This is a genomic window from Agrococcus jejuensis, from assembly GCF_900099705.1.
In the GTDB taxonomy this organism is placed as follows: Bacteria; Actinomycetota; Actinomycetes; order Actinomycetales; family Microbacteriaceae; genus Agrococcus; species Agrococcus jejuensis.
This window is the reverse complement of sequence record NZ_LT629695.1, coordinates 1,271,244-1,296,362: the sequence shown is the minus strand read 5'-3', so window position 1 is coordinate 1,296,362 and position 25,119 is coordinate 1,271,244. Positions and strand designations below refer to the sequence as shown.

At 72.3% G+C, this 25,119-nt stretch carries 25 protein-coding genes; 5 read left to right on the top strand and 20 right to left on the bottom strand.

The window, feature by feature from the left end; all coding sequences use genetic code 11:
• Positions 1 to 91: 91 nt before the first annotated feature.
• Positions 92 to 391 (bottom strand): DUF4287 domain-containing protein, encoded by a 300-nt coding sequence (locus tag BLQ67_RS06090; protein ID WP_092503382.1) that lies wholly within the window; start codon positions 389 to 391, stop codon positions 92 to 94.
• Positions 392 to 451: 60 nt separating this feature from the next.
• The gene (locus BLQ67_RS06085; protein ID WP_172802258.1) at positions 452 to 1,474 is read right to left on the bottom strand and encodes an Lrp/AsnC family transcriptional regulator; all 1,023 of its coding nucleotides are present in this window, start codon (positions 1,472 to 1,474) and stop codon (positions 452 to 454) included.
• Between the two features lie 129 nt (positions 1,475 to 1,603).
• Here BLQ67_RS06085 and BLQ67_RS06080 point away from each other — a divergent pair, with 129 nt between their 5' ends.
• Both BLQ67_RS06080 and BLQ67_RS06075 read left to right on the top strand, forming a co-directional pair.
• A complete protein-coding gene (locus BLQ67_RS06080; protein WP_092503378.1) occupies positions 1,604 to 3,148 on the top strand; it encodes an AbgT family transporter in 1,545 nt (514 codons plus the stop codon).
• Positions 3,149 to 3,220: 72 nt separating this feature from the next.
• Entirely contained in the window at positions 3,221 to 4,447 is a 1,227-nt protein-coding gene (locus BLQ67_RS06075) for an amidohydrolase (protein ID WP_092503376.1), read from the top strand.
• 598 nt (positions 4,448 to 5,045) lie between these two features.
• Here the strand turns inward: BLQ67_RS06075 and BLQ67_RS06070 are convergent.
• The 10 genes from BLQ67_RS06070 to BLQ67_RS06025 form a co-directional block, all read right to left on the bottom strand.
• Positions 5,046 to 6,128, bottom strand: a complete 1,083-nt coding sequence (locus BLQ67_RS06070) for an Ldh family oxidoreductase (protein ID WP_197674636.1) — start codon at positions 6,126 to 6,128, stop codon at positions 5,046 to 5,048.
• Complete coding sequence (locus BLQ67_RS06065; protein ID WP_092503374.1) at positions 6,125 to 6,898, bottom strand: carboxymuconolactone decarboxylase family protein; 774 nt, start codon at positions 6,896 to 6,898, stop codon at positions 6,125 to 6,127. Before BLQ67_RS06065 ends, BLQ67_RS06070 begins: the two co-directional genes overlap by 4 nt.
• A gap of 121 nt (positions 6,899 to 7,019) precedes the next feature.
• On the bottom strand, positions 7,020 to 7,715 hold the full coding sequence (locus BLQ67_RS06060; protein WP_197674635.1) for a GntR family transcriptional regulator: 696 nt from the start codon (positions 7,713 to 7,715) through the stop codon (positions 7,020 to 7,022).
• A 10-nt stretch (positions 7,716 to 7,725) separates the two neighbouring features.
• A complete protein-coding gene (locus tag BLQ67_RS06055) occupies positions 7,726 to 8,619 on the bottom strand; it encodes an NAD(P)-dependent oxidoreductase (RefSeq protein WP_092503370.1) in 894 nt (297 codons plus the stop codon).
• Positions 8,616 to 9,050 (bottom strand): carboxymuconolactone decarboxylase family protein, encoded by a 435-nt coding sequence (locus tag BLQ67_RS06050; RefSeq protein ID WP_092503368.1) that lies wholly within the window; start codon positions 9,048 to 9,050, stop codon positions 8,616 to 8,618. The genes BLQ67_RS06055 and BLQ67_RS06050 overlap by 4 nt, the downstream gene beginning before the upstream one ends.
• On the bottom strand, positions 9,040 to 9,453 hold the full coding sequence (locus BLQ67_RS06045; RefSeq protein WP_092503366.1) for a cupin domain-containing protein: 414 nt from the start codon (positions 9,451 to 9,453) through the stop codon (positions 9,040 to 9,042). The genes BLQ67_RS06050 and BLQ67_RS06045 overlap by 11 nt, the downstream gene beginning before the upstream one ends.
• Positions 9,450 to 10,370 (bottom strand): NAD(P)-dependent oxidoreductase, encoded by a 921-nt coding sequence (locus BLQ67_RS06040; protein WP_092503364.1) that lies wholly within the window; start codon positions 10,368 to 10,370, stop codon positions 9,450 to 9,452. Before BLQ67_RS06040 ends, BLQ67_RS06045 begins: the two co-directional genes overlap by 4 nt.
• A complete protein-coding gene (locus BLQ67_RS06035; RefSeq protein WP_092503362.1) occupies positions 10,367 to 11,248 on the bottom strand; it encodes an SDR family NAD(P)-dependent oxidoreductase in 882 nt (293 codons plus the stop codon). Before BLQ67_RS06035 ends, BLQ67_RS06040 begins: the two co-directional genes overlap by 4 nt.
• 49 nt (positions 11,249 to 11,297) lie before the next feature.
• Positions 11,298 to 12,113: an N-acyl homoserine lactonase family protein gene (locus BLQ67_RS06030; protein ID WP_092503360.1), complete on the bottom strand. Its 816-nt coding sequence runs from the start codon at positions 12,111 to 12,113 to the stop codon at positions 11,298 to 11,300.
• An 11-nt stretch (positions 12,114 to 12,124) separates the two neighbouring features.
• Positions 12,125 to 13,537 (bottom strand): MFS transporter, encoded by a 1,413-nt coding sequence (locus BLQ67_RS06025; RefSeq protein ID WP_092503358.1) that lies wholly within the window; start codon positions 13,535 to 13,537, stop codon positions 12,125 to 12,127.
• Between the two features lie 243 nt (positions 13,538 to 13,780).
• Between BLQ67_RS06025 and BLQ67_RS06020 the strand changes: the two genes are divergently transcribed.
• Complete coding sequence (locus BLQ67_RS06020) at positions 13,781 to 15,130, top strand: MFS transporter (RefSeq protein ID WP_092503356.1); 1,350 nt, start codon at positions 13,781 to 13,783, stop codon at positions 15,128 to 15,130.
• Positions 15,127 to 16,242: an alcohol dehydrogenase catalytic domain-containing protein gene (locus BLQ67_RS06015; RefSeq protein ID WP_092503354.1), complete on the top strand. Its 1,116-nt coding sequence runs from the start codon at positions 15,127 to 15,129 to the stop codon at positions 16,240 to 16,242. The genes BLQ67_RS06020 and BLQ67_RS06015 overlap by 4 nt, the downstream gene beginning before the upstream one ends.
• A 325-nt stretch (positions 16,243 to 16,567) precedes the next feature.
• Here BLQ67_RS06015 and BLQ67_RS06010 read toward each other — a convergent pair whose 3' ends face one another.
• The gene (locus BLQ67_RS06010) at positions 16,568 to 17,710 is read right to left on the bottom strand and encodes a phosphotransferase (protein ID WP_092503351.1); all 1,143 of its coding nucleotides are present in this window, start codon (positions 17,708 to 17,710) and stop codon (positions 16,568 to 16,570) included.
• Between the two features lie 100 nt (positions 17,711 to 17,810).
• Here BLQ67_RS06010 and BLQ67_RS06005 point away from each other — a divergent pair, with 100 nt between their 5' ends.
• Positions 17,811 to 18,629 carry an LLM class flavin-dependent oxidoreductase gene (locus tag BLQ67_RS06005; RefSeq protein ID WP_092503349.1) on the top strand — a complete coding sequence of 273 codons (819 nt, stop codon included), beginning with the start codon at positions 17,811 to 17,813 and terminating at the stop codon, positions 18,627 to 18,629.
• A gap of 25 nt (positions 18,630 to 18,654) precedes the next feature.
• On the opposite strand, the gene BLQ67_RS06000 is transcribed toward BLQ67_RS06005, so the two are convergent.
• The 7 genes from BLQ67_RS06000 to BLQ67_RS05970 all read right to left on the bottom strand — a co-directional run bounded on the left by BLQ67_RS06000 (position 18,655) and on the right by BLQ67_RS05970 (position 25,092).
• A complete protein-coding gene (locus tag BLQ67_RS06000) occupies positions 18,655 to 19,695 on the bottom strand; it encodes a glutathione S-transferase family protein (RefSeq protein WP_092506801.1) in 1,041 nt (346 codons plus the stop codon).
• A gap of 140 nt (positions 19,696 to 19,835) precedes the next feature.
• On the bottom strand, positions 19,836 to 20,411 hold the full coding sequence (locus tag BLQ67_RS05995; RefSeq protein WP_092503347.1) for a nitroreductase family protein: 576 nt from the start codon (positions 20,409 to 20,411) through the stop codon (positions 19,836 to 19,838).
• Positions 20,412 to 20,711: 300 nt separating this feature from the next.
• A complete protein-coding gene (locus tag BLQ67_RS05990) occupies positions 20,712 to 21,977 on the bottom strand; it encodes an MFS transporter (protein WP_231945184.1) in 1,266 nt (421 codons plus the stop codon).
• Between the two features lie 88 nt (positions 21,978 to 22,065).
• Positions 22,066 to 22,494, bottom strand: coding sequence for a MarR family winged helix-turn-helix transcriptional regulator (locus BLQ67_RS05985; RefSeq protein ID WP_092503345.1), 429 nt, complete (start codon positions 22,492 to 22,494; stop codon positions 22,066 to 22,068).
• A gap of 65 nt (positions 22,495 to 22,559) precedes the next feature.
• On the bottom strand, positions 22,560 to 23,030 hold the full coding sequence (locus BLQ67_RS05980; protein WP_231945183.1) for a MarR family winged helix-turn-helix transcriptional regulator: 471 nt from the start codon (positions 23,028 to 23,030) through the stop codon (positions 22,560 to 22,562).
• A 62-nt stretch (positions 23,031 to 23,092) separates the two neighbouring features.
• Positions 23,093 to 23,716, bottom strand: a complete 624-nt coding sequence (locus BLQ67_RS05975) for a CE1759 family FMN reductase (RefSeq protein ID WP_092503343.1) — start codon at positions 23,714 to 23,716, stop codon at positions 23,093 to 23,095.
• A gap of 221 nt (positions 23,717 to 23,937) precedes the next feature.
• Complete coding sequence (locus tag BLQ67_RS05970) at positions 23,938 to 25,092, bottom strand: LLM class flavin-dependent oxidoreductase (protein WP_092506798.1); 1,155 nt, start codon at positions 25,090 to 25,092, stop codon at positions 23,938 to 23,940.
• Between the last annotated feature and the right edge of the window lie 27 nt (positions 25,093 to 25,119).

Here is a 25,119-nt window from a genome sequence, read left to right as displayed (position 1 = left end):
ATCCGCGAAGCGAGCCTCGAAGGGTGCCCTCTACGGGCGGCTCCTTTCGAGGCTCACTGCGTTCGCACCTCGAGGAGCGGGCCTTGGCGGGTCAGGCGCCCCAGTCGGCGGGCTTCGCGTCCTTGCCGTCGAGCCAGAGCGTGTCCGACTCGTCGCGGTGCGAGCCCGTCGAGCCCACGTGCTTCGACCCGATGCCCGGGCCCTTCGTGATGACGTGCACCATCGCCATCCCGTGCCCGCGTCCGAGGCCGTACGCATCCTTGAGCCACTCGAGGATGGGGCCGGCCTTCGTGTCGGCGCCGAACCCGAGCTCCGTCGCCTCGGCGACGAGCGCGCGCGGGGTCTTGCCGGTCTTCGCCTCCACGGCGTCGAGGTAGGCCTGGAACGACATGGATGCTCCTCTGCTCGGATGCGCTGCTCGCATCCTGCCACCACCCGCAGCTGGTCGGGCCTACGGCAGCTCCGCCAGCCACGACACGTGCCCCTCGCGCCGGTTGGCGTCGTCGAAGAGGTGCCCGACGCGCTTGTAGTAGTGCAGCAGGATGGCGCGGTCGAGCACGCGCAGCTCGAGGCTGCGGGCGAGCTCGGCCTCCATCGTCGCGGCGTCGGCGATCTCGCGCAGCCACACGATGACGTACAGGTTCGAGGCGCCGCCCGCGAGGGCCGCGCACATGCGCGTCATCGGCATGTCGGCGATCTGCATCGCCGTCGCCTCGAGCCGGGCGGCGGGCACGACGAGCCACAGCGCGAGCGCGTGCGGCCACATGCGCTGCTCGAGGGAGACGTCGATGCGCTGCTGGATCCATCCGCTCGCCAGCAGGCGCCGCACGACGCGGCGTGCGTGCGCCTCCGACGTGCCGATGCGGGCGGCGATGTCGCGAGCGCTCGCGCGGCCGTCGCGCTCGAGCTCCGTGAGCACGGCGCGCCACTGCTCGCCGGTCGCGGCGTCGCCGTCGGTGCGTCCCTCGTCGAGCGTCGCCTGCGGCGGACGGTCGTGCGGCGGGCCGACGGCGCGCCAGCGCGAGCCGTCGGAGATCATGCGCGTGACGACGGTGGTGCGCACGCCCGTCACGGCCTCGTGGGTGCCGAGCCACGACTGGATGAGCCTGCGGAACTGGGCCATGTCGTCGGCGAGGATCGTGAGCGACAGGTCGCGGTCGCCCGTCATGCCGGTGACGGAGATGATCTTCGGATGCTGCCGCAGGGTCGCGGCCACGGCGTCGACCGTGCCGGGTCGGCAGCGCACCTCGGCGAGGCCGAACAGCAGTCCCGCCGAGAAGCCCGCGTAGGTCGTCGTCCACGCGGCGCCCGACTCGGCGATCGCCTCCCAGCGGCGTCTCGCGGTCGGCGCGCTCGTGCCGATGACGCGGCCGATCGCCGCCCACGATGCCCGTGGCGCGTCCTGCAGGGCGGCCACCAGGGCCAGGTCCGAATCCGACAGGTCGTGCGGATGCGGCGGGACCGTGGGATGCATGTCGAACATGATCGCACCATCCGAGGTTCGGATCGATCATGCAACACGGTTCGTGACATGCGATCGGCAAGATGCCACGCAACGTCCGTCCGCCGCAACGGCGCGGCGCCGATCCCACGGAGCAACCACATGTCCACCGACACCACCACGACGCTCACGCTCGCCGACGCCAAGGGCGTCGGCGGACGCATCCTGCGCGGCATCGAGCGGGTGGGCAACACGCTGCCCCACCCCTTCTACCTGTTCCTCATCATCGCCGGCCTCGTCGCCGTCGCCTCCGGCGTCGCGGCGCTGCTCGGCGCCGAGACGACCGACCCGGCGACGGGCGAGGCGGTGCCGATCCGCAGCATCCTCTCGGGCGAAGGCGCCGTCTACGCGCTCACGAACGCCATCACGAACTTCGTGACCTTCCCGCCGCTCGGCCTCATCGTCACGGTCATGCTCGGCATCGGCGTCGCCGAGCGCCTCGGGCTGCTGAAGGCCGCGATGCGCGGCGCCGTGCTCGCGGCACCGGCCTGGGCCGTGACGTTCGTGGTCGTGCTCGTGAGCCTCATGGGCAACCTGGCCTCCGACTCGGCCATGGTCATCCTGCCGCCGCTCGCCGCCGCCGCGTTCCTCGCCGCCGGCCGCCACCCGCTCGCGGGCTTCGCCGCCTCGTACGCGGCCGTCGTCGCCGGCTTCTCGGCGAACATCGTGCCCGCCGGCACCGACGTGCTGCTCTCGGGCATCACGACGTCGGCGGCGCAGATCGTCGACCCCGAGGCATCCGTCTCGCCCGTCGCCAACTACTTCTTCATGGCCACGTCGACGCTCATCCTCGCCGTCGTCATCACCGTCGTCTGCCAGCGCTACGTCGAGCCGCGCCTCACCCCCTACGAGGGCGGGCTCGCCGACGAGGACGCGTCGAAGCCGCTCGAGCCCATCGAGCGTCGCGGCCTGCGCATCGCCGCGATCTCGGTCGTCGTCTACCTTGCGCTCGTCGCCGTCGCGCTGCTCGTGCCCGGCTCGCCGCTGCAGGGCGAGGGCGGCCAGATCCTGCGCTCGCCCTTCATGACGGCCCTGCCGATCTTCATCCTGTTCCTCTTCCTCATCGCGGGCGTCGCCTACGGCCTCGGCGCGAGGACCCTGACGAAGGCGACGCAGATCCCCGAGCACATGACGGCCGCCGTGAAGGACCTCGTGCCGTTCATCGTCGTGATCTTCACGGCGGCGCAGGCCATCGCGTGGTTCAACTGGTCGCAGCTCGGCCTGCTCATCGCCACCGCCGGCGCGCAGGGCATGGAGGCCACGGGCCTCGGCGGCATCGGCGGCCTGCTGCTCTTCAGCCTCTTCTGCACCCTGCCTGCGCTGCTGCTCGCATCGGGATCCGCGCTGTGGACCCTGCTCGCGCCGATCTTCGTGCCCATGTTCATGCTCGCCGGCATCGACCCCGCGTACGTGCAGGCCGCGTTCCGCATCACCGACTCCGCGACGAACCCGCTCGTGCCGATGAACCCGATGCTGCCGGTCGTGCTCGGCCTGCTGCAGCGCTGGTCGCCGAAGGCGGGCCTCGGCACGCTCTTCAGCCTCGTCATCCCCTTCACCCTCGTCATCTGGGGCGTGTGGCTGCTGCAGTTCCTCGTGTGGGGTCTGCTCGGCCTGCCCGTCGGGCCCGGCCACGGACTGAACCTGTGACCGCCGCCATGCCCGTTCGATGACCCGCCCGCCACACCCGCTCACCCCGACCGACCCAAGGAGGTCCTCCCCGTGTCCATCACCACCGTGCGTCCCGCCACCGAGGCCGGCATCGCCGCGATGCCCGCGACGATCGCCGAGCTGCAGACGCTGCTCGAGGCGCGCATCACGACGCTCGTCGACGTCGCCGCCGACCTGCACGCGCATCCCGAGATCCGCTTCACCGAGACGCACGCCGCCGCGCGCCTCACGGCCGAGCTCGAGCTCGCGGGCTTCGCCGTCGATCGCGGCTTCGCCGGCCTCGACACCGCGTTCGTCGGCCGGTGGTCGACGCCGGATGCGGGCGCCGACGCCCCGACGATCGCGATCTTCTGCGAGTACGACGCGCTCGAGGAGATCGGTCACGCGTGCGGCCACAACGTCATCGCCGCCGCCGGGCTCGGCGCGGGGATGCTCGTGAAGGATGCGCTCGAGGCGTCGCCCGTGCCGGCGCACCTCGTCGTGATCGGCAGCCCCGGCGAGGAGGGGGCGGCCGGCAAGGTGCCGATGATCGACGGCGGCGTGCTCGACGGCGTCGACCTCGCGATCATGGTGCACCCGTCGGGATCGGATGCCGTGCGTGGCTCGTCGCTCTCGCGCGTCGCGCTCGACGTCGACTTCCACGGCAAGGCGGCCCACGCGGCCGGCGCGCCCGAGATCGGCCGCAACGCCCTCGACGGCGCGACGCTGTCGCTCACGGCGATCGGCCTGCTGCGCCAGCAGATGACCGACGACGTGCGCATCCACGCGATCATCACGAACGGCGGTCAGGCGCCGAACATCATCCCCGAGCACGCGGCGCTGCGCATCTTCGTGCGCGCCGGCGACCGCGAGCACCTGCTGACGGACGTCGTGCCGCGCGTGCGCGCCTGCTTCGATGGTGCCGCGCTCGCGACGGGCACGACGGTCGAGATCGCGGAGAACACGCCGCCGTACTTCTCGCTGCGGTCGAACGTGACGCTCGTCGACGTCGCCGAGGCGGCGTACGGCGTGCTGGGTCGCGAGCTCGAGCCCGACCCGACGCTCGCGGGCTCGACCGACATGGGCAACGTGTCGCACGTGGTGCCGTCGATCCACCCGATGATCTGCCTCGCCCGCGACGTCGCGCCGCACACGCGCGAGTTCGCGGCGGCGGCGGGGGATCCGGCGCTCGCACCGCCGGCGATCGCCGACGGTGCCGTGATGCTCGCGGCGACCGCCCTCTCGGCGTTCCGCGACCCGGCGATCGTCGCCGACGCGAAGGCGACGTTCGAGGGCTGAGGGTCGTTCGGGCGGATGTCCGCTCGCGGGCGGAGCGCCTGGCCGCGGGCGGCTGCAGGACCCCGGTCAGGGCTCCCGATTGGCCACTGGTCACAGATGCATCCATGACTGGTCGCAGTTGCACCGAAACTGCGACCAGTGTGGTGCAACTGCGACCAGTCCCGGCCACGAGTGACCAGTCAGCATCCCGCGCACGCGAAGGCGCCGCCGACGCGGGATGCGTCGGCGGCGCCGGGGGAGTGCGGAGGGGCCGGCGTCCGACGGTCGGACGCCGACCCCTCCAGCCCTCGTCAGTCGCCCGAGGGGGCAGAGACGGGCGAGACGGGGCTGGCCGCCGACGGCGCGCTGTCCGACACAGGAGCGGCGTCGAGGCGGGAGCAGGGGCCGGGGCCGCATCACTCCAACGAGTGACCCGCCAGCGCAACGCTTGACCAGTCAGCGGGCCCTTGCAGTCGATGCGGGCCGCTCGGTTCCTGACTGGTCGCAATTGCACCACTGTGGTCGCAGCTTCGGTGCAACTGCGACCAGTCAGGCGTGCATCTGTGACCAGTCGGGTGCATCTGTGCCCAGTCGGGAGCCGACGCGAGCCCGCACAGGGTCAGGCGCGGGCCACGCCGTCGGCGAGGGCTCGCACCGCATCCACGACCGCGGTCGGCACCTCGATCGCGTCGGCGGCGAGGCGTCGGCGGCGCTCGGCGATCGATCGGGCGAAGGGGGCGCGCACGGGATGCGCGGGGTCGACCGGGGCGGTGTCGGCGAGGGATGCCTGCAGCTCGGCCACGCTCGCACGCAAGGCGGCGGCGCCACCGAGCGAGGCGGCACCAGCACCAGCATCAGCACCCGCCCCCAGCACCCCCGGGTCGATCGCGAGCACGACCATGCCGAAGTCCTGCAGGTGCCCGGGCGCGACAGGGGCGCCGGCGAGCGCGCCGAGCAGCTGCACGACGAGGGCGAGGCCGCTGCCGCGGTGTCCGCCCCAGGTCGTGAACGCGCCGGCGAGCGCCTCGGTCGGCGACGTCGTGGGCGCGCCCGAGGCGTCGAAGGCGACGCCGGAAGGCAGCGGCAGCCCGAGCCGCTCGGCGAGCACGACGTCGGCGTGGATGATCGACGACGTGCCGATGTCCCACACGAACGGGTCGCCGTCGGAGGGGAACGCGAAGCAGATGGGGTTCGTGCCGACGACGGGCTGCGTGCCGCCGTGCGGCGCCACCCAGGGTGTCGCGCTCGACGCGAGCATCGCGACGAGCCCTCGCTCGACGATGCGCTCGGCGTAGTGGCTGAGCATGCCGGTGTACCAGGTGCCGTGCGCGCCGACGAGGCCGATGCCGCTCGACTCGGCGTGCGCGATCGCCGCGGTCGTGGCCTCGTCGGCGACGAGGTAGCCGATGCGGTCGCGGCCGTCGATGCGCGTCGACGACGGCGAGGTCACGGTCGCGGCAGACGGCCCGACCACGGGCCCCGCCGACCCCAGGCGCTCGGCGATGCTCACGATGCGCGCGAGCCCGCTCATCCCGAGCCCGCGCAGCTCGCAGTCGAGCAGGTGATCCGCGATCGTCGCCGCGTCGGCGGGGGAGTAGCCGAGCACGACGAGCGCCCGCACCGCGAGGGCGCGAGCGCCCGAGACCGACAGCGAGACCGACCCCGCGACGCCGCCCGACCCCGAACCCGACCGCTCGCTCACGGCAGCGGCTTGCCGGCCGCCTCGGCCTCCTCGACGAGGATCGGCACGGCCGACGTGGCGGCGTGGATGCCGATGACGCTCGCGATCTCCATGACCTCGAGGATCTCGCCCACGGTCGCGCCGTAGCCGAGCGCGTTCTCGAGGTGCAGCTTGAGGCCCGGCTTGTAGAGGTGCGTCGCGGCGGTGTCGAACGCGATGTACACGAACTCCTTCACCTTCGGCTCGAGCGTGCCGGTGCGCCACGGCACCGACGAGAACGCCGTGTACGCCTCGAACATCTCGGGGTCGAGCTCGAGGATCTCGTCCCAGAACGAGTGCCAGTAGCCGCGCGTCGCCGTGAAGTCGTCCTTCATCGCCTGCTGCTTCGCGTCGAGCTCGGCGGGGCCGGTGCGCAGGCCCTGCTCCTCGAGCACCTCGACGAGGATCGGCACGCCGATGTTCATCGCGTGGATGCCGAGGGTCGAGGCGCACTCGATGACCTCCATGATCTCCTGCACCGTCGCGCCGTGGCGGAACGCGGCCTGGATGTGCTGGCGCACGCCCGGCAGGTACATGTGGGTCGCGTTGGCGTCGACCGCGATGTAGATGAGCTCCTTCGTCTTCGCGTCGAGGTGCGTCTTGCGCCACGGCACCATCGACATCTCGCGGTACGCGTCGAGGAACTCGGGATCGATCCTCGCGATCGACTCCCACAGCGGGCTCCACGCACCCTCGCCGCGCTGCTCGACGAACTGGTCCTTGGACTGCTGCTGACGGGGGGTGAGGGTCATGTGCTGCTCCTTCGCGAGCGGATGCGGATGCGGAACGGATGCGGATGCGGATGCGCGGGTGCGCATCCGGGATGGATGTGCGGACGCCGGTCGAGCAGGCGGGCGCGAGCCCGCCCGGGGCTCAGCCCTGCGCGCGGAGGGCGCGCAGCGCGAGCCGCGACGCCATGTGGATGTGCTCGGCCATGAGGCGCGCGGCACGGTCGGGGTTGCGGGCCTCGATGGCCTCGACGATCTCGCGCATCTCCGTCACGACGTGGGGGAGGCGGTCGGCGGTCGAGAGCGACGTGACGCGCAGCAGGCGCACGCGGGCCTGGATGGATCCGAGCAGCTGCGTGAGCGACGCCGAGCGGGCGCCGGCGAGCAGCACGTCGTAGAACTCGTCCTTGGCCTTGAGGAAGTCGACGATCGTCGGCGGCTCGTCGAGCCGCTCGGCCATGCGGTCGACGGTGGCGACGAGGTGGGCGACGTCGACGTCGGTGGCGCGGTCGATGAAGCGGCGCACGACGAGCGACTCGAGCGACGCGCGCACCTCGTAGAGGTCCTCCGCGTCCTCGAGCGACGGCTGCGTGACGTGCGCGCCCTTCTGCGGCACGACGGTGACGAGGCCCTCGGAGGCGAGCACGCTGATGGCCTCGCGCACGGTCGCGCGCGACACCTCCATCGACTCGATGATCTCCCGCTCGACGAGCCGGTCGCCTGGCCGCAGCTTGAAGTCGAGGATGGCGTCGCGGATGGCCGTGACGACCTGCTCCTTGACGGGCGCGGCGACGCGGCCGACGGGGGAGACTCCCCAGCGCTGCGCAGCCGTCTCGGTCACATCAGGGATGCTACTCATCGCGCGGCTCCGCGAGCGCCACCTCGCGGGCGGCGATCCACTCGGCGACGCGCGTGTGGTCGGCGTCGGGCGCGAGGCCCTCGGCGGCCTCGGCCCACAGGTCGACGGCGTCGGCGCCGAGGCGCGACGGGGTGCCGACCTGCTCGGCGAGACCCGTCGCGATGCGCATGTCCTTGAGCATGAGACGCAGCCCGAATCCGGAGTCGAACGTGCCGGGCAGCACGAAGTTCGGCCACTTGTTCTCGGTCGAGCCCGACTTGCCGCTCGACCCGTTGAACACCGAGAGCATGACCTCGGGGTCGAGGCCGAAGCGCATGCCTGCCTGCATCGCCTCGCTCGTCGCCCACAGGTGCGTGGCGGAGAGGAGGTTGTTGAGGGCCTTGAGCGCGTGGCCGGCGCCGACGTCGCCGCAGTCGACGACGCGGCCGAGCGGGGCGAGCAGCGCGTGCGCGCGCTCGCGATCCGCATCGCGAGCGCCGAGCATGATCGTGAGCGTGCCGCGCTCGGCGCCGCGCACGCCGCCCGAGACCGGAGCGTCGGCGAACGCGATGCCCTCGGCGGCGAGGCGCTCGGCGAGCGCCTGCGTGCGGGTGGGCTCCGACGACGACATGTCGACGACGAGCGTCTGCGGACCGATGGCGCCAGCGGCGAGCAGCTCGTCGACGACCGACTCGACGATCGCCGAGCTCGGCAGCATGAGGATGACGGCGGTCGCCTCGGCCGCGGCCTCCGCCGCCGTCGCGGCGGGCTCGCCGCCGCCGTCGCGCAGCCGCTCGCGCGCCGCCTCCACGAGGTCGAAGCCGCGCACGCGGTTGCCGGCGTCGACGAGCCGCCGCGACATGGGCGTGCCCATGTTGCCGAGGCCGATGAGCGCGACGTTGCTCATGCCTGCGCCGCCTGCGCCTCGTAGGCGTCGACCGCCTCGTCGCCGAGCTCCTCGCGCAGCACGCGCTCGGTGATGCGGAACGCCTCGAGCGCCGCGGGAGCGCCGACGTACATCGCGGTCTGCAGCAGCACCTCCTGGATCTGCTGCATCGTGACGCCGTTGCGCACGGCGCCGCGCACGTGCACGGCGAGCTCGTGGCTGCGGTTGAGCGTCACGAGGATGCCGAGGTTCACGAGGCTGCGCTGCGACCGGTCGAGGCCGTCGCGCGACCAGATGCCGCCCCAGCAGAACTCGGTGACGTAGTCCTGGATGGGCCGCGAGAACGGGCTGACCTTCGCCATCGAGCGCTCGACGTGCTCGGCGCCCAGCACCTCCTTGCGGATGGCGAGGCCCTCCTCGTACGTGTCCAGGTGCGTTCCCTCAGCGAACATCGGTCGGTTCCTCTCCATCGATCGGCTGCTGCGCGTACTCGTCGTCGCCGACGGGGTCGGCCCACACGGTCTGCCCGAGGGAGATCGCGGTGTGGACCATGAACGAGTCGGGGGCGGCGCCGTGCCAGTGGCGCTCGCCGGGCGGGCACCACACGGTGTCGCCAGCGCGGATGACGTGCACCTCGCCGTTCGCGCACACGAGGCCGCGGCCGGCGAGCACCTGCAGGATCTGGCCCTGCTCGTGGTGGTGCCAGTAGGTGCGGGCGCCAGGCGTGAAGTCGACGGTGTTGATCGTCACGCCGTCGGTCTGCGCCATCGTCACGTACGGGTAGACGGAGCCGGTGAACTGCGAGCCGGGCTTGCCTGCGGTGCCGTCGAACTCGCGGGGATGCTTGATCCTCATGCCTGGGCCTCCTCGTCGGGTGCGTGCAGGCGCACGCCGCCTGCGATGTCGCCGAGCGCGTCGACGACGGTGTTCGAGATGCGGTCGGCGTAGCCGAGCTGGCGCGCGAGCCCGAAGGATGCGACGGGTCCGGCGGCGTTGAGGCTCGGCACGCCGAGGGTGCCGAGCAGCTCGAGGTACAGCGACACGTCCTTGAGCATGAGCGTGTTCGTGAGGCCGCCCTCGAGGTAGTCGCCCTGGATGATGCGTGGGAACCGGTTGATGGTCGCGAAGTTCACGCCCGAGGAGGCGTTGAGCACGTCGAGCACGGTCGCGAGGTCGAGGTCGGCCTTCTTCGCGGCGACCATGACCTCGGCCGTGGCCGAGAGGGCGATGGCGTTGAGGAAGTTGTTGAGCAGCTTCACGGTGTGGCCTGCGCCGGAGGCACCGCAGTGGAAGACCTGCTTCGCGAAGCGGCCCAGCACGGGGCGCACGCGCTCGAGGGCCTCGGCGTCGCCGCCGACCATGAGCGTGAGCGTGCCGACCTCCGCCGCGGCGGCGCCGCCCGAGATGCCGGCGTCGAGGTAGACGGCGCCGCGCTCGGCGAGGTCGGCGGCGATGCGCCGCGTCGACTCGGGGGCGGCGGTCGACAGGTCGACGATCACCTGGCCCTCGCGCACGGCGGCGAGGAAGGCGGGGTCGCCGTAGACGACGGCCTCGACGACCTTCGAGTCGGGCAGCGACAGCAGCACGACGTCGCTGCCGGCCACGACGTCGGCGGCGGTGGCCGCGGCGGTCGCGCCGGCCTCGCCGATCGCCGCCTCGCGCGGGTCGAACCCGAGCAGCGCATCCCCGGCGCCCGTGATGCAGCGCGCCATGCGGCCGCCCATGTTGCCGAGGCCGACGAAGCCGACCCGCAGCGTCGCAGTGCCGCTCATCGGGCGGCCTCCGGGTCGAAGCCGGGCCACTCCGCGAAGAGCGGGGCGTCGACGGGCGCGGTGTCCCATGCGCCGGCGCCGCCGGCGGGGCGCACGGTGTTCACGATGGATGCGCCGCCGTCGGCGGTCACGATCTCGCCCGTCGTGTACGAGCTGTCGTCGGAGAGCAGGAAGGCGACGACGCCGGCGATCTCGGATGCGGCGCCCGCACGGCGCAGCGGCGTCGTCGAGGCGCGGCGCACCATGTCGTTGCCGCCGCCCGTCTGCGTCGCGGCGGCGGCGAAGAGCTGCGTCGGCACGATGCCGGGCGCGACGCCGTTCACGCGGATGCCGAGCGGGCCGCCGTAGACGGCGGCGCCGTGCACGAGGCCCACGACGGCGTGCTTCGAGGTCTGGTACGGCAGCAGGTCGGCCGAGCCGCGGTGGCCCGCGATCGATGCGGTGACCGCGACGGCGCCGCCTGCGAACGAGCCCGCGGCGACCTGGTCGCGGTAGTGGCGGAACGCGGCGCGCAGGCCCAGGAACTGGCCCGTGACGTTCACGCGCATGACCTGCTCGAAGTCGTCGACGCCGAGGTCGGGGATCGACGCGAACGAGCCGAAGATGCCGGCGTTGAGGTGGAAGCGGTCGATGCGGCCGAACGCCTCGATGCCCGCGGCCATGTACGCGTCGACCGACGCCTCGTCGGCGATGTCGGCGACGACGCCGATCGCCTCGCCCGGCAGCGCCTTCGCCGCCTCGACGATGCGCTCGTCGCGGTCGACGGCGACGACGCGGGCGCCCTCGGCGGCGAGCCGCTGGGCGGATGCGGCGCCGAGGCCGCCTGCCGCGCCCGTGACGACGGCGACGAGCCCCTCGAACCTCTGCGTTGCGGTCATGGTGTGCGCGCTCCTGTCTGCGTGGGGAAGTCTGGGGTGGATGGCCGGCTTAGCCGATGCGGGCCGTGAGGCCGGGCAGCGGGCCGTCGGCGATGCGGCCGAAGCGGTCGAGCGTCGAGGGGTCGTGCCCCGACACGAGGTGCTGCACGCGGCCGTCGGCGACCATGGCGTGCAGCAGGTCGAAGCCCGCGTACATCGCTGGGAGGTCGGCGACGAACGCGAACGGCACGTCGTCGTCGTGCTCCTCGTAGTAGTGGATGGCGTCGGACGCGAGCGCGACGACGCCGTCGGCGGTGTCGACGAGCACGATGGACTGGCCGGGGGTGTGCCCGCCGACCCGCACCATCCGCACGCCGGGCGCGATCTCGAGCTCGTCGTCGAAGGTGCGCAGACGCCCCTCGGACTCGACGCGGCGCAGCGTCTCGAGCTCCGCATCCTCGACCGAGTGGTGGAACTGCGCGCGGTGCTGCATGCCGCTCGACCAGAAGTCGCGCTCGGCGGCCGAGATCGTGACGCGGGCGGCGTCGAACGCGTCGACGTTGCCGATGTGGTCGTAGTGCGCGTGGGTGATGAGCACCTCGGGCGCCGTCGCGGCGTCGACGCCCAGGGCGGCGAGCGCCTCGACGGGCTGCGCGAGGAACGTGCGCGAGCGGTTCGCGCCGCCCTCGACGGAGAACCCGGTGTCGACCACGATCGGACCGCTCGGCGTCTCGATGAGCCAGAGGAAGTAGTCCATGCCGATCGGCTCGTCGGGCCGGCCGTAGATGCCCCAGTTCAGGTACACCTCCGACTTGTGGCCCTGACGCGTGCCGTACTGCACGATCGTGACGCGGTTCGCACCGCTCGTCGACACCGGGTTCGTCATCCGTCGCGCTCCTACCGCTGCTCGGTCGTGGCCGTGGGCTGCGCCGACGTCGCGCCGGGCACGTGGTCCTCGAGGTGGCCGAGGTCGAGGCCGAGGGCGTCGCCGCGCTCCGCCTGGTGGTCGGCCGTGATGTCGCGACCGGCGGTCTCGGGCAGCCACTTCCAGATGAAGGGCAGCGCGATGAGCGCGAGCACCACGAGGTACCAGGCGGGCGAGACGGGGTTGCCCGTCGTGCCCGCGAGCCACACGCCGACGTACGAGGCCGGGCCGGCGATGAACGCGAGCGCGAAGTTGAAGCCGATCGCGCTGGCGCTCGAGCGGTTCGAGGCGGGGAAGAGCTCGACGAGCATCACGACGGTCGTGACCGACACGAGGGCCTGCGTCATCGTGAGCAGGATCATCGCGAGCACGACGGGCGCGAACGCGCCGTCGGCGCCCGACATGATCATGAACACCGGGATGGGCAGCAGCACGTAGCCGATGGTGCCGATGATGTTGAGGCGGCGGCGGCCGAAGCGGTCGGAGAGCGCGCCCGCGATCGGGCACAGCACCATGTAGACCGACAGGCCCGTGGCGCTCATCGCGAGGGCGAGCGGGCGCTCGATGCCGACGACCGTCATGAGGTAGTTCACGATGAACGTCGCGAGGTAGTAGAAGCCCGTGCCCTGCACGGCCGCGATCGCGACGGTGAGCAGGATGGGGCGCCAGTTCTCCTTGAAGGCGCGCAGCACCGGCGCCTTCTCCTTCTCGTCCTTGGCCTCGACGGCCTTGTAGACGGGCGTCTCGCCGAGGCGCATGCGGATGTAGAGACCGATGAGCGCGAGCGGGGCCGCCATGAGGAACGGCACGCGCCAGCCCCACGTCTGCAGGTCCTCCGCGCTGAGGATCGAGTTGAGCAGCAGCGCGAAGAGGCTGCCGACGATGATCGCGAGGGCGGCGGTGGCCGAGATGACCGAGCCGAACTTGCCGCGGTGCGCCGTGGGCGTCGACTCGATGAGGTACGCGGCCGAGCCGGTCCACTCGCCGCCGGCCGAGAGGCCCTGGATGCAGCGGCACAGCACGAGCAGGATCGGCGCGAGGATGCCGACGGTCGCGTAGACCGGCAGCAGGCCGATGATCGTCGTGGCGATGCCCATGGCGAGGATCGAGACGGCGAGCGCCGTGCGGCGGCCGTACTTGTCGCCGATGGGGCCGAGGATGAAGCCGCCGAGCGGTCGCATGAAGAAGCCGACGGCGAAGACCGCGAGCGACGACAGGATCGCGACGAACTCCGAGGTGTCCGGCGGGAAGAACAGCTGACCGATGATGACGGCGAAGAAGCCGTAGACGGCGAAGTCGAACCACTCCATGAAGTTGCCGACCGCGACCGCGACCGCCACCTTCGCCTTGGACGGCGCTGCGGCCGTCGTCGTGCTCGTGCTCACGAGTACCTCCTTGTACTGCTGCGCTCCCCGAGGAGCGTGCGGAGCCACAATGCCTGATTGTCCGACAAAGTGCAACTGTCGGCGTTCGGCTCGTCGTTCCTCGCTCGAAGCCTAGGGCTTCGTGCCCCGCCGGTTGCTCGGTGCGGAGTGCATCCGTATGATTGCCTGACAATCGGACAGTTCGCGTGGCTCGACTCGCGGCTGGTCCGGGCCCGGAGCATTCGCAACGACGCGGAGGACGCCATGAGCGCGACGATCGATCCCAGCACGATGTCCGACAATCCATCGGGCAGAGGCCTCTCGCCACGCGGCGTCATGGTGGCGAGCGTCGTCGGCAACACGCTCGAGTTCTACGACTTCCTCGTCTACGGCACCATCGCGGCGCTCGTCTTCCCCGTGCTGTTCTTCCCACAGGGCGGCGACCCGGCCATCGGCCTGCTGCTGTCGCTGTCGACCTTCGCGGTCGGCTTCTTCGCCCGCCCCGTCGGCGCCGCCGTCTTCGGTCACCTCGGCGACCGCATCGGTCGCCGACGCGCGCTCATGGCGACGCTCGTCATCATGGGCGTCGCGACCATCGTCATCGGCTGCCTGCCCGTCTTCGGACAGGTCGGCGTGGTCGCGCCCATCCTGCTCGTGGTCATGCGCCTCGTGCAGGGCTTCGCCGTCGGCGGCGAGTGGGGCGGCGCCGTGCTGATGATCTCGGAGTCGGGCCACCCGCGGAACGCGGGCCGCGGCACGAGCTTCGTGCAGCTCGGCTCGCCGTTCGGCCTGCTGCTCGCCAACGGCGCCGTGCTGCTCACCGTCACCGCGACGACCGACGAGCAGTTCCTCGAGTGGGGCTGGCGCCTGCCGTTCATCGCCTCCGCCGTGCTGCTCGTCGTCGGCATCTACATCCGCCTGCGTCTCGAGGAGACGCCGGTGTTCAAGCAGCTCGAGGAGGCCGGCAAGGTCGCGAAGGTGCCGGTCGCCGACGTGTTCCGCCACCAGTGGCGCCGCCTGCTGCTGGGCATGGGGGCGACGGCCGTCGTGTTCTCGGGCTACTACGTCTTCACGATCATCTCGGTGACGTACCTCGGCCGCATCGGCGCCGATACGTCGATCGTGCTCACGGGCCTCGTCGTCGGCAGCGCGCTGTCGATCCCCGTCATCCTGTGCACGGGTCGGCTCTCGGATCGCATCGGCCGCCGCCCGCTGTACTGGGTGGGCGCGATCGCGACGGCCATCTGGGGCTTCGCGTTCTTCCCGCTGCTCGACACCGGCTCGGCGCCGCTCATCGTCATGGCGGTCTCGATCGGCATCCTCACGTGGGCGATCATGTACGGCGTGCAGGGCGCGTTCCTGCCCGAGCTCTTCCCGCAGCAGCTGCGCTACACGGGCTCGTCGCTCGCGTTCCAGCTCACGAGCGCGCTCGGCGGCCTCGTGCCCGTCGTCTGCATCGCGCTGCTCACGACGTTCGGCACCACCGTCGCGATCGGTGCGTTCGTGGCCGTGACGGCGCTCGTGTCGGGCGTCGCCGCGTGGCTCGCGCCCGAGACGGCGCCTGCGAAGGTCGAGGCGCGTGCGTCCTCGGCGCAGGGAGGCGCTGCCGCGTGAGGCGCGTGCGCGCCGCAGTGCTCGAGCGGGCGGATGCGCCGCGACCGTTCGCGACGAGCCGGCCGGTCGTCGTGGCCGAGCTCGAGCTCTCCGATCCGGGGCCCGGCGAGGTGCTCGTGCGCATGGAGGCGGCGGGCGTCTGCCACTCCGACCTCTCGCGGCTCACGGGCGTGCGCGCCGTGGCGGTGCCGCTCGTGCTGGGGCACGAGGGATGCGGCATCGTCGAGGCCGTCGGGCCGGGGGTCGGGCGAGTGGCGGTCGGCGACCGCGTCACCGCCACGTTCATGCCGCGGTGCGGCGCATGCTCGGCCTGCACGGGCCGCCGGTGGCGGCTGTGCGAGCGCGGACTCGTCGCCAACGCGGCGGGCGCGCTGCTGAGCGGCGAGCGCCGCTTCCGCCGCGACGGGGTGCCGATCGATCACCACAGCGGCGTCTCGGCGTTCGCCGAGCGCATCGTGACGAGCGAGCACAGCCTCGTGCGCATCCCGCATGCCGTGCCCGCCGACGTGGGCGCGCTGCTCGGCTGCGCCGTGCTCACGGGCGGCGGGGCGGTCGCGAACGCCGGGCGACTCGAGCGCGGGGAGTCGGTGGCGATCGTGGGCCTCGGCGGCGTGGGCATGGCGGCGGCGCTCATGGCCGAGGCGCTCGGCGCCGGCTCGATCACGGCGATCGACGCGAACGTCGCCCGACTCGACGTGGCGAGGGGGATGGGCGCGACGGATGCGCTGACGCCCGACGAGGCAGCGGCTCGCGGGGCGCGGTTCGACCTCGTGGTCGAGTGCGTCGGCAACGCCGCGGCGCTGTCGACGGCCGTCGCGGCGACCGACGTCGGCGGCCGCACGGTCGCCGTGGGCCTGCCGCGGCCCGGCACGGAGGTCGCGGTCGATGCGCTGGCGCTCGTGACCGAGGCGCGCACGCTCGTCGGCTCGTACATGGGCTCGGGCGACCCCGACGCCGACATCGCCCGCGCCGCCGCGATGGTGCTCGACGGCACGCTGCGCATCGACCGCCTCATCACGGGCCACGTCGCCCTCGACGACCTCCCCGAGGCGATGGACCGCCTCGACCGCGGCGAGGCCATCCGCCAGATCGTGCGCTTCCCCGAGCCCTGACCGGTCGCTCGTTGCGGTGATTGGTCGCTCGTGGGGGTGACTGGTCACTCGTAGGGGTGACCGGTCACTCGTGAGGATGAGTGGTCATTCGTTGGGGTGATCGGTCGCTCGTGGGCCCGAATCGTGACCAGTCGATCGCAACGAGTGACCGGTCGACGCCACGAGTGACCAGTCGATTCAGCGAACCGACTGGTCGCAGTTGCACTCCGAGCGGTCACAGATGGTCGATGACTGGTCACGATTGCACCGCACTGGTCGCTGTTTCGGTGCAATTGCGACCAGTCATGCGTGCATCTTCGACCAGTCAGCCGCGGCCGACCGCGGCTCAGCCCGCGCTCGCCGCCCTCGGCGCGACGCTCACGAGCGACGCGGCCTCGTCGAGCATCCGGTCGGCGCGGTCGACGGCGCCCTGCTCGACCGCCGACAGGGCATGCGCCATGAGGTGCGCGGCCGTGAGCGAGCGCGAGTGCGGGCCGTCGAGCCAGCGCTCGGATGCGACGTCGGCGAGCACGTGCAGCGCGAGCGCCGCCTCCGACCGGCCGGCGGCCGCGGTGAGCAGCGCGCTCGTGCGGGCGTGGCCGATGAACGCGGCGGAGTCCTCGTCGCGGTCGCCCACGCCGGCGGTGTCGACATCGATGAGCCCCGTCACGACGTCGTCGGTGAAGAACAGCTGGCCGAGGTGCAGGTCGCCGTGCACGACGACCGGCAGCGTCACGTCGCGGCGGCGCGCGTGCACGGCGTCGCGCAGCGCCATCGCGAGACCCGCGCGCTCGGGCGACGCCTGCGCGAGCCGCGCGGCGTACCAGTCGATGCGCGACGCGAGCGCCGGCCGGGCGGCACCCGTGATCTCGGCGCGCTCGAGCCCCAGTCGCACGACGTCGACGGCCTGCAGCAGCGCATCCGGCGCGAGCGTCAGCGCAGCCTTCGGCCCCGCGAGCCCCTTGGCCTGCTCGATGAGCATGCAGCCCTGCGGCGCCCAACGGGGGATGCGCGGCACGGGCACGCCGGCCTTCGCGAGGGCCGAGTGCAGGCCGGCGATGTGCTCGGTGACGCCGGGCGGCACGATCTTCAGGAAGTGCTCCGACTCGGCGCCGCGCAGCCGCAGCACGGCGCGCTTGCCCGGCCGGTACGCGACGATCTCGGACTCGAACGTGCCGGCGATGCCGAAGCGCTCGAGCAGTCGCGCGGCCGACTCGCCGAACGCGGCGACCGGCAGGGTCGGCAGTCGCGGATCGGCGGGATGCAGCCAGACGCGCGCCTGCAACGCGTCGCCCTGCTTCAGCACGAGCCCCGTCTCCTCGGGCACCGACTCGCCCGACGTGTCGACGAAGTACGTGAGCGACGTGCCGTCGTCGTCGACCTCGAAGCCTGCGATGACGCCCGCGCCGAACGGGTCGCGCGAGATGAGGCGCCCGGGGCGACCCAGCGCCTCCTCGAGCAGCACGTGCTCGGCCAGCCGCGACTCCATGCCCTCGATCCTGGCAGGCAGCGCTGGGCGCCCGCTGGCCTTGCAGCGCGGCGGGCCCGTGTGGCATGTGCGCGTCGGTGGTCGGCGCTAGCGTCGAGCCATGGTTGCCGTCGCCCTCATCGTCCCGCCCGATCAGCCGCCCGAGGCCTACCGCGACGTGGCGCTCGCCGCCGATGCCGCGGGCCTCGACGAGCTGTGGGTGTGGGAGGACTGCTTCGCCGAGTCGGGCGTGGCCGCCGCGGCGGCAGCGCTCGCCTGGACCCCGCGCATCCGCGTCGGCATCGGCCTCATGCCCGTGCCGCTGCGCACCGTCGCGCTCGAGGCCATGGAGGTCGCGACGCTCGCGCGGCTCTTCCCCGGGCGGTTGCTGCCGGGCTTCGGGCACGGCGTGCTCGACTGGATGGGGCAGGCGGGCGTGCGCGCGCAGTCGCCGCTCACGCTGCTGCGCGAGCACGTCGACGCGTTGCGGCCGCTGCTCGCGGGCGAGGAGGTGTCGCGCGACGGCCGCTACGTGCAGCTCGACGCCGTGCAGCTGCGCTGGCCGCCCGCCGACGTCCCGCCGCTGCTCGTCGGCGCGATCCGCGAGCGCACGCTCGCGCTCGCGGGCGAGCTCGGCGACGGCGTGATCCTCACCGAGGGCGCCGACGTCGATGCGGCGCGCGAGCGCATCGCGACCGTGCGCGAGGCGTGGGATGCGGCCGGCCGCGATGGCGTGCCCGCTGCGGTCGTCTTCCTGTCGGTGCCTGTCGACGCGTCGGCCGAGACGATCGCGGCGCAGATCCGCGCGCTCGCCGACGTCGGGGCGACGAGCGTCGCGGTGTGCCTCGTCGACGAGGTCGGAGGCCCGCCGATCGGCGACGCGCGCCTGCTCGCCGCGGTCGACACCGTCGCGGCGGCCCGCGCGCTCGTACGCGGCTGAGCCCCCTGGTCGCCGCTGCCCGGGCTCAGCGAACCGGAGCCACCCCGCCGGGCAGCGGCGTCGCGTGCTGCGGCACGAGCTCGGCGTCGCGCGGCGGCGGGGGAGGCGTGCCGTCGCCGAACGGCGACCCGCCCGTCGACAGCGCCTCGCGGTCGTGCGGCTCGAGCCAGCCGTCGAGCGCGGGACCCTTCGGCACGATGCCCGACGGGTTCACGTCCTCGTGCACGACGTAGTAGTGCTCCTTGATCTGCGCGAAGTCGATCGTGTCGCCGAATCCGGGCGTCTGGAACAGGTCGCGCGCGTAGCCCCACAACGCCGGCATCTCGGTGAGCCTCTGCCGATTCGCCTTGAAGTGGCCGTGGTAGACGGGATCGAAGCGCGCGAGCGTCGTGAAGAGGCGCACGTCGGCCTCGGTGATGGCGTCGCCCATGAGGAACCGGCGGGTCGCGAGGCGCTCCTCGAGCCAGTCGAGCGCCGTCCACAGCCGGTCGTACGCGTCGTCGTACGCCGCCTGCGATCCTGCGAACCCGCAGCGGTACACGCCGTTGTTCACCTCGGTGTAGACGCGGCGCATGACCGCATCCATCTCCTCCCGCTGCGCCGCGGGCAGCAGGTCGGGCGCGCCCTCGCGGTGGAACGGCCGCCACTCGGTCGACAGGTCGAGGCTCATCTGCGCGAAGTCGTTCGTGACGACCGCACCCGAGGGGATGTCGACGATCGCCGGCACCGTGATGCCCTTCGGGTAGTCGGGCACGCGCGCGAAGTACGCATCCTGGATGCGCTCGATGCCGAGCACGGGGTCGACGCCGCCGGGATCGAGGTCGAACGTCCACGACCGCTCGTCGTGCGTCGGCCCGCACATGCCGACCGACAGCGCATCCTCGAGCCCGAGCAGGCGGCGCACGATGAGCATGCGGTTCGCCCACGGGCACGCGCGCGCGACGATCAGCCGGTAGCGGTCGGGCTCGACGCGCCAGCCGTCGGCGCCGTCGGCGGTGATGCGCGACTCGATGTACGCGGTGTCGCGCGTGTACTCCTGGCCGGGGGCCACGTAGTCGGAGGGCATGGTGCCCACGCTACGGGCGCATCCTCTGCGGCACCGATGGGGTGCGCAGACGGCGATCGGGCAGTAGATGCACGCGAACGGGCACTCGATGTCGTGGATCGGGCCCGATCCACGACATCAAGTGCCCAGTCATGCGGGGGTCAGGAGCCGAGCACGATCTCCGACAGCGGCTTGCGGGCGCGCGGGGCGTGCTCGCGCTCGCGCAGCATCGCGTCGAGCGCGGCGGCGTCGCCGAGCGAGCCGAGCGCGACGACCGTCACGGGCTGCAGGCGGTCCTCGAGGCCGAACGACTGCGCCGCCGCTGCTGCGTCGAAGCCCGACATCTGGTGCACGACGAGGCCGTCGGCGTGCGCCTGGATCGTGAGGTGCGCGACGGCCTGGCCGAGGTCGTAGACGGCGGTCGGGTTCGCGCGGCCCTCCTCGTTGGCGACCTCGGCGATCGCGACGATGAGCACGGAGGCGTTGGGCGCCCAGAGCTGGTTGAACTCGGCGAGTGCGGCGACGACCTGGTCGAACGCCTCGGTGCCGCGGCGCGCGACGACGAAGCGCCACGGCTGCGCGTTGTACGCGGAGGGGCTCCAGCGTGCGGCCTCGAGCGCCTTCGAGAGCAGGGCCTCGTCGATGACGACGGGCTCGTAGGCGCGGGGGCTCCAGCGCTCCTGCAGCACGTCGAGGATGGCGTGGTCGGTGGGGGCGGTGCGGTCGACGATGGTCATGTCGGCTCCTTCTTCGAGTGGACGGATGGAGTGGTCGACGTTGACCCGAGGACTCCAACGCTGCGTGCGTGCGGGCATTCCCGATTCGTTCGAATGTGAAGGACTGTGACCGGGTGCGGCCAGCTGGTCGAGGAGGCCCCGAGCCGCAGGCGAGGAGCCGTCACGAGACCACGCGACCTGCTCGCTCGACGCGACCATGCGCGTGGCTGGGCAGGAGCGGCGGTCGCGTGGTCTCGTGACGCGGGCTCGCCAGGGCTCGCGCGCTCCTCGACCAGCTGGTGGGAAGGGCGGTCCGGAGCCCTACGACTTCGTCGTCTGCAGCTCCTCGGTGAGCTCCGTGAGGCGGAGCGTGCCCGTGCGGCTCATGCGGTCGGCGCGGCGCTGGCGCGACCACCACGCGGCGCCGATCGCGAACGCGACGAGCGCGGTGGCGACGGCGACCATGATCGCCCAGCGGGGGCCGTACGCATCCGCCACCCAGCCGACGATCGGGGCGCCGATGGGCGTGCCGCCGAGGAACACCGCCGAGTAGAGGGCCATGACGCGGCCGCGCATCTCGGGGGCCGTCGACAGCTGCACCGTCGAGTTGGCGTTCGTCATGAACAGCTGCGCCGTGAAGCCCGCGAGGGCGAGGCCGACGGCGAAGAGCCAGAGGTTCGGCACCCAGGCGAGCACGGTGCATGCGAGGGCGAAGGCGCCGAGGCCGCCGATCACGAGCGTCCACCGTGGTCGCTCGGAGCGGGCGGCGAGCAGCGCGCCCGTGACCGAGCCGATCGCCATCGATGACGACAGCAGGCCGAACGTGTCGGCGTCGGCGCCGAACTCGACGGTCATGGTGGAGATGAAGATGGGGAAGTTCAGGCCGAACGTGCCGAGCGTGAACGCCATGACCATCACGACGACGATGTCGTGCCGCCTGCCGACGTACTTCATGCCCTGCACGATGTCGCCGAACCCGCGGGCGCCGCGCGGCGCGGGCTGCAGCTCGTCGCGCCGCAGCCTCGCGAGGGCGACGATCATCGCGACGAACGTCAGCGCGTTGAGCAGGAAGACCGGGCCGGCGCCGATGAGCGCGATCGACAGGCCGGCGACGGCGGGGCCCGCGAGGCGCGCGCCGTGGAACGACGCCGAGTTCAGCGCGACGGCGTTCGAGAGGTGGTCCTGGCCGACGATCTCCGACACGAACGCCTGGCGCGCGGGGTTGTCGAACGCCTGCGTCGAGCCGAACAGCGCCGCGAACGTCCACACCATCCACAGCTCGAGCACGCCCGTGACGGCGAGCACGCCGAGCATGAGCGACAGGATGCCCAGCATCGACTGCGTCACGAACAGCACGTTGCGCTTGGGGAAGCGGTCGGCGACGAGCCCCGAGAGCGGCACGAGCAGCAGCTGCGGGCCGAACTGCAGCGCCATCGTGACGCCGACCGACGTCGCGTCCTGGTCGGTGAGCTCGGTGAGCGTGATCCACGAGATCGCGGTCGCCTGCATCCAGGCGCCCACGTTCGAGATGAGGGCGCCGACGAACCAGGTGCGGTAGTTGAAGAGCTTGAGCGAGCGGAACATCATGCGCGGGCCTCCGAAGGGGCGGGGCGGCGGCTGCGGATGTCGTCGCGGAGCGGGCGGGTGGGAGGGGTCTTCGAGTGCGTGGGCCGCGTCATGCGTCGGCCTCGGCGATGCGCTCCATGATCTGGGCGGCCTGCTGCAGCGTGGCGCGCTCGTCGGCGGTGAGGGCGTCGAGGCGGGCGGCGAGCCACGCGTTGCGGCGGCGGCGCGTCTCGTCGATCATCTGCTGGCCGTCGTCGGTGATGACGAGCAGCTGCTTGCGGCCGTCGGTCTCGTGCGGCACGCGGTCGACGTAGCCGTGGTCGACGAGCCCCTGCACCGTGCGGAGCATGCTCGGTGGCGTCACGCGCTCCTTCGTCGAGAGCTCCTGCAGCGTGATGGGGCCGCACTTCTGCATCGTGCCGAGCGCCGACATGTGCGGGAAGCCGAGCGTCTCGTCGGCGACGGAGCGGCGGAGGCGGCGCGAGAGGCGCGCGACGGCGATGCGGAGGTCGTTGGAGAGGACGAGGGATCGAGGCATGCCATTCGTTAGCCTAACGAATGTTCTTGCGACGCGCCAGCGCGCCTGCCCGCGACGCCGAGGCGTCAGGCCTCGTCGTCGGCGATCTGCACCGTCTCGCACTCGCCGAGCAGCGTCGATCGCACGGGGGCGAAGATGCCCTCGAGCTGCGCCGCGTCGGCGTCGGAGATGCGCGAGAGGAAGAGCTCCTCGACGTGCCGCGCGTGCAGCGGCCGCGCCTTGCGCAGCGTGCGGCGACCGGCGTCGGTCAGCACGGCATCCGTGCCGCGGCGGTCGGCGACCGACGCCTCGCGCTGCACCCAGCCCTTCGCCTCCATCTGCTGCATCCGGTACGTCAGGCGGCCGGGCGCGAAGGCGAGCTGGCGGGCGAGCGTGCCCATGCGCATCCGCTCGTCGTCGGCCTCCGACAGCAGCAGCAGGATGTTGAAGTCGGCGAGGTCGAGGCCGCACGCGTCCTTGAGGCGCCGTTCGAGGGCGGCGGCCAGCATGGCGCTGCCCTCGAAGTAGGTGCGCCACGCCTCGGACGCCGCGGTCATGCGACGAGCGTACGGCTCGCCGCTGTCCATCGGCTGCGTCTCGGCGGGCGCCACGTCGAGGCTCATCGGCCGAGCAGCGACGCGAAGTCCTCGAAGTCGTCGCTGTCCGCGTCGAACGGGTCGACCTTCGCCGCACGCGGCATCTGCGTGACGAGGCGAGCGAGCTCGCGGCCCGCGCGGTCGATGCGCGACTGCAGCGCGGCATCCTGGCCCCAGTCCTCGGTCGCGGCGAAGACGCCCGTGGGGGCGACGACGGCGCCGAGGTACGCGAAGAGCGGGCGCAGCGCGGTGTCGACGACCATCGAGTGGCGCACGGTGCCGCCCGTCGCGCCGAGCAGCGTGGGGATGCCGGCGAGCTCGCGCTCGGCGATGCCGTCGATGAACGACTTGAACAGGCCCGAGTACGACATCGTGAAGACCGGCGTCACGGCCACGATCGCGTCGGCGGTCGTGACGCGGCGGTGCGCGTCCTCGAGCGCCGGCGGCGCGACGCGCGTCACGAGGTGCGTCGCGACGTCGTGCGCGAGCGGGCGCAGCTCGATGAGGTCGACGGTCGCGGTGCGGCCGGAGTCGGCGAGCGCGCGCTGCGTCGCCTCGCCGAGGCGGGTCGCGAGCATCGACGTGGTCGAGGGGTCGCCGAGGCCCGCGCTCACGATGGCGATGCGGGTCGGGGTGGTGTCGGTCATCGGGTCCTCCTGGATGTCCAACCGGGATGCGGCGCGGGATCTTCCGCGCCGCATCCGCATGGTCCTGCGGTTGCAGGGATTGGGTTGCCGGGCCCGTGCCCGTTGGCCCTGGTGGGGTCGACGGGCCCGGCGGTCTGTCTGCGCGACGCTGCGCGGGAATCCTGTCGAGGTTCTCGGCCTCTTGTGACGTCACAAGAGGCCGAGAGCCTCAACTCCTTCGGTCAGGCGCGGTCGGGGGCGATCGCGGCGGCGGTGTCGACGTCGTCGCGCACCACGGCGTCGGCTGCGGGCGCCGCCTCGGCCGCGTCGCGCGCGGCGACGAGGGATGCGTGCGTCGGCGCGTCGGGCACGCCCGGCGCGCGCAGTCGGTCGAACTCGGCGCGCAGCACCGGCACGACCTCGCGGCCGAGCATCTCGAGCTGGTCGAGCACGACCTCGACGGGCAGGCCCGCGTGGTCGATGAGGAACAGCTGGCGCTGGTAGTCGCCCGCGTAGTCGCGGAACGACAGCGTCTTCTCGATGACCTGCTCGGGCGTGCCGACCGTGAGGGGCGTCTGCGCCGTGAAGTCCTCGAGGCTCGGTCCGTGACCGTAGACGGGCGCCTCGTCGAAGTACGGGCGGAAGCGGCGCTTGGCCTCGGCCTCCGTCTCGGCCATGAACACCTGGCCGCCGAGACCGACGATCGCCTCCTCCTTCGCGCCGTGGCCGTGGTGCTCGAAGCGCCGGCGGTACAGCTCGACCATCTGCTGGGTGTGCTCCTTGTTCCAGAAGATGTTGTTGTGGAAGAAGCCGTCGCCGTAGTACGCGGCCTGCTCGGCGATCTGCGGCGTGCGGATCGAGCCGTGCCACACGAACGGCGCGACGCCGTCGAGCGGCGCGGGCGTCGAGGTGTAGCCCGTGAGCGGCGTGCGGTGCTTGCCCGTCCAGTTCACGTTCGTCTCGCGCCACAGGCGGCGCAGCAGGTCGTAGTGCTCGATCGCGAGCGACAGGCCATCGCGGATGTCGTAGCCGAACCACGGGTAGACGGGGCCGGTGTTGCCGCGGCCGAGCGTGAGGTCGACGCGGCCGTCGGCGAGGTGCTGCAGCATCGCGTAGTCCTCGGCGATCTTCACCGGGTCGTTCGTGGTGATGAGCGTCGTGGCGGTGGAGAGCTGCAGGGTCGTCGTCTGCGCGGCGATGTACGCGAGCGTCGTCGTGGGGCTCGACGAGAAGAACGGCGGGTTGTGGTGCTCACCGAGCGCGAAGACGTCGAGGCCCACCTCCTCGGCCTTCTTCGCGATGCGCACGACGTCCTGGATGCGCTTCGCCTCCGACGGCGTCGTGCCGTTCGTGGGGTCGCGGGTGATGTCGCTCACCGTGAAGATGCCGAACTGCATGCTGCTCATGGCCGCCTCCTGCTGGGT

Bases quoted from the DNA above. Each gene is read 5' to 3' on its own strand.
- BLQ67_RS06090 (WP_092503382.1), bottom strand. From the start codon at position 391: ATGTCGTTCCAGGCCTACCTCGACGCCGTGGAGGCGAAGACCGGCAAG.
- BLQ67_RS06085 (WP_172802258.1), bottom strand. From the start codon at position 1,474: ATGCATCCCACGGTCCCGCCGCATCCGCACGACCTGTCGGATTCGGAC.
- BLQ67_RS06080 (WP_092503378.1), top strand. From the start codon at position 1,604: ATGTCCACCGACACCACCACGACGCTCACGCTCGCCGACGCCAAGGGC.
- BLQ67_RS06065 (WP_092503374.1), bottom strand. From the start codon at position 6,898: ATGACCCTCACCCCCCGTCAGCAGCAGTCCAAGGACCAGTTCGTCGAG.
- BLQ67_RS06055 (WP_092503370.1), bottom strand. From the start codon at position 8,619: ATGAGCAACGTCGCGCTCATCGGCCTCGGCAACATGGGCACGCCCATG.
- BLQ67_RS06050 (WP_092503368.1), bottom strand. From the start codon at position 9,050: ATGTTCGCTGAGGGAACGCACCTGGACACGTACGAGGAGGGCCTCGCC.
- BLQ67_RS06045 (WP_092503366.1), bottom strand. From the start codon at position 9,453: ATGAGGATCAAGCATCCCCGCGAGTTCGACGGCACCGCAGGCAAGCCC.
- BLQ67_RS06040 (WP_092503364.1), bottom strand. From the start codon at position 10,370: ATGAGCGGCACTGCGACGCTGCGGGTCGGCTTCGTCGGCCTCGGCAAC.
- BLQ67_RS06035 (WP_092503362.1), bottom strand. From the start codon at position 11,248: ATGACCGCAACGCAGAGGTTCGAGGGGCTCGTCGCCGTCGTCACGGGC.
- BLQ67_RS06030 (WP_092503360.1), bottom strand. From the start codon at position 12,113: ATGACGAACCCGGTGTCGACGAGCGGTGCGAACCGCGTCACGATCGTG.
- BLQ67_RS06020 (WP_092503356.1), top strand. From the start codon at position 13,781: ATGAGCGCGACGATCGATCCCAGCACGATGTCCGACAATCCATCGGGC.
- BLQ67_RS06010 (WP_092503351.1), bottom strand. From the start codon at position 17,710: ATGGAGTCGCGGCTGGCCGAGCACGTGCTGCTCGAGGAGGCGCTGGGT.
- BLQ67_RS06005 (WP_092503349.1), top strand. From the start codon at position 17,811: ATGGTTGCCGTCGCCCTCATCGTCCCGCCCGATCAGCCGCCCGAGGCC.
- BLQ67_RS06000 (WP_092506801.1), bottom strand. From the start codon at position 19,695: ATGCCCTCCGACTACGTGGCCCCCGGCCAGGAGTACACGCGCGACACC.
- BLQ67_RS05995 (WP_092503347.1), bottom strand. From the start codon at position 20,411: ATGACCATCGTCGACCGCACCGCCCCCACCGACCACGCCATCCTCGAC.
- BLQ67_RS05990 (WP_231945184.1), bottom strand. From the start codon at position 21,977: ATGATGTTCCGCTCGCTCAAGCTCTTCAACTACCGCACCTGGTTCGTC.
- BLQ67_RS05985 (WP_092503345.1), bottom strand. From the start codon at position 22,494: ATGCCTCGATCCCTCGTCCTCTCCAACGACCTCCGCATCGCCGTCGCG.
- BLQ67_RS05980 (WP_231945183.1), bottom strand. From the start codon at position 23,030: ATGACCGCGGCGTCCGAGGCGTGGCGCACCTACTTCGAGGGCAGCGCC.
- BLQ67_RS05975 (WP_092503343.1), bottom strand. From the start codon at position 23,716: ATGACCGACACCACCCCGACCCGCATCGCCATCGTGAGCGCGGGCCTC.
- BLQ67_RS05970 (WP_092506798.1), bottom strand. From the start codon at position 25,092: ATGCAGTTCGGCATCTTCACGGTGAGCGACATCACCCGCGACCCCACG.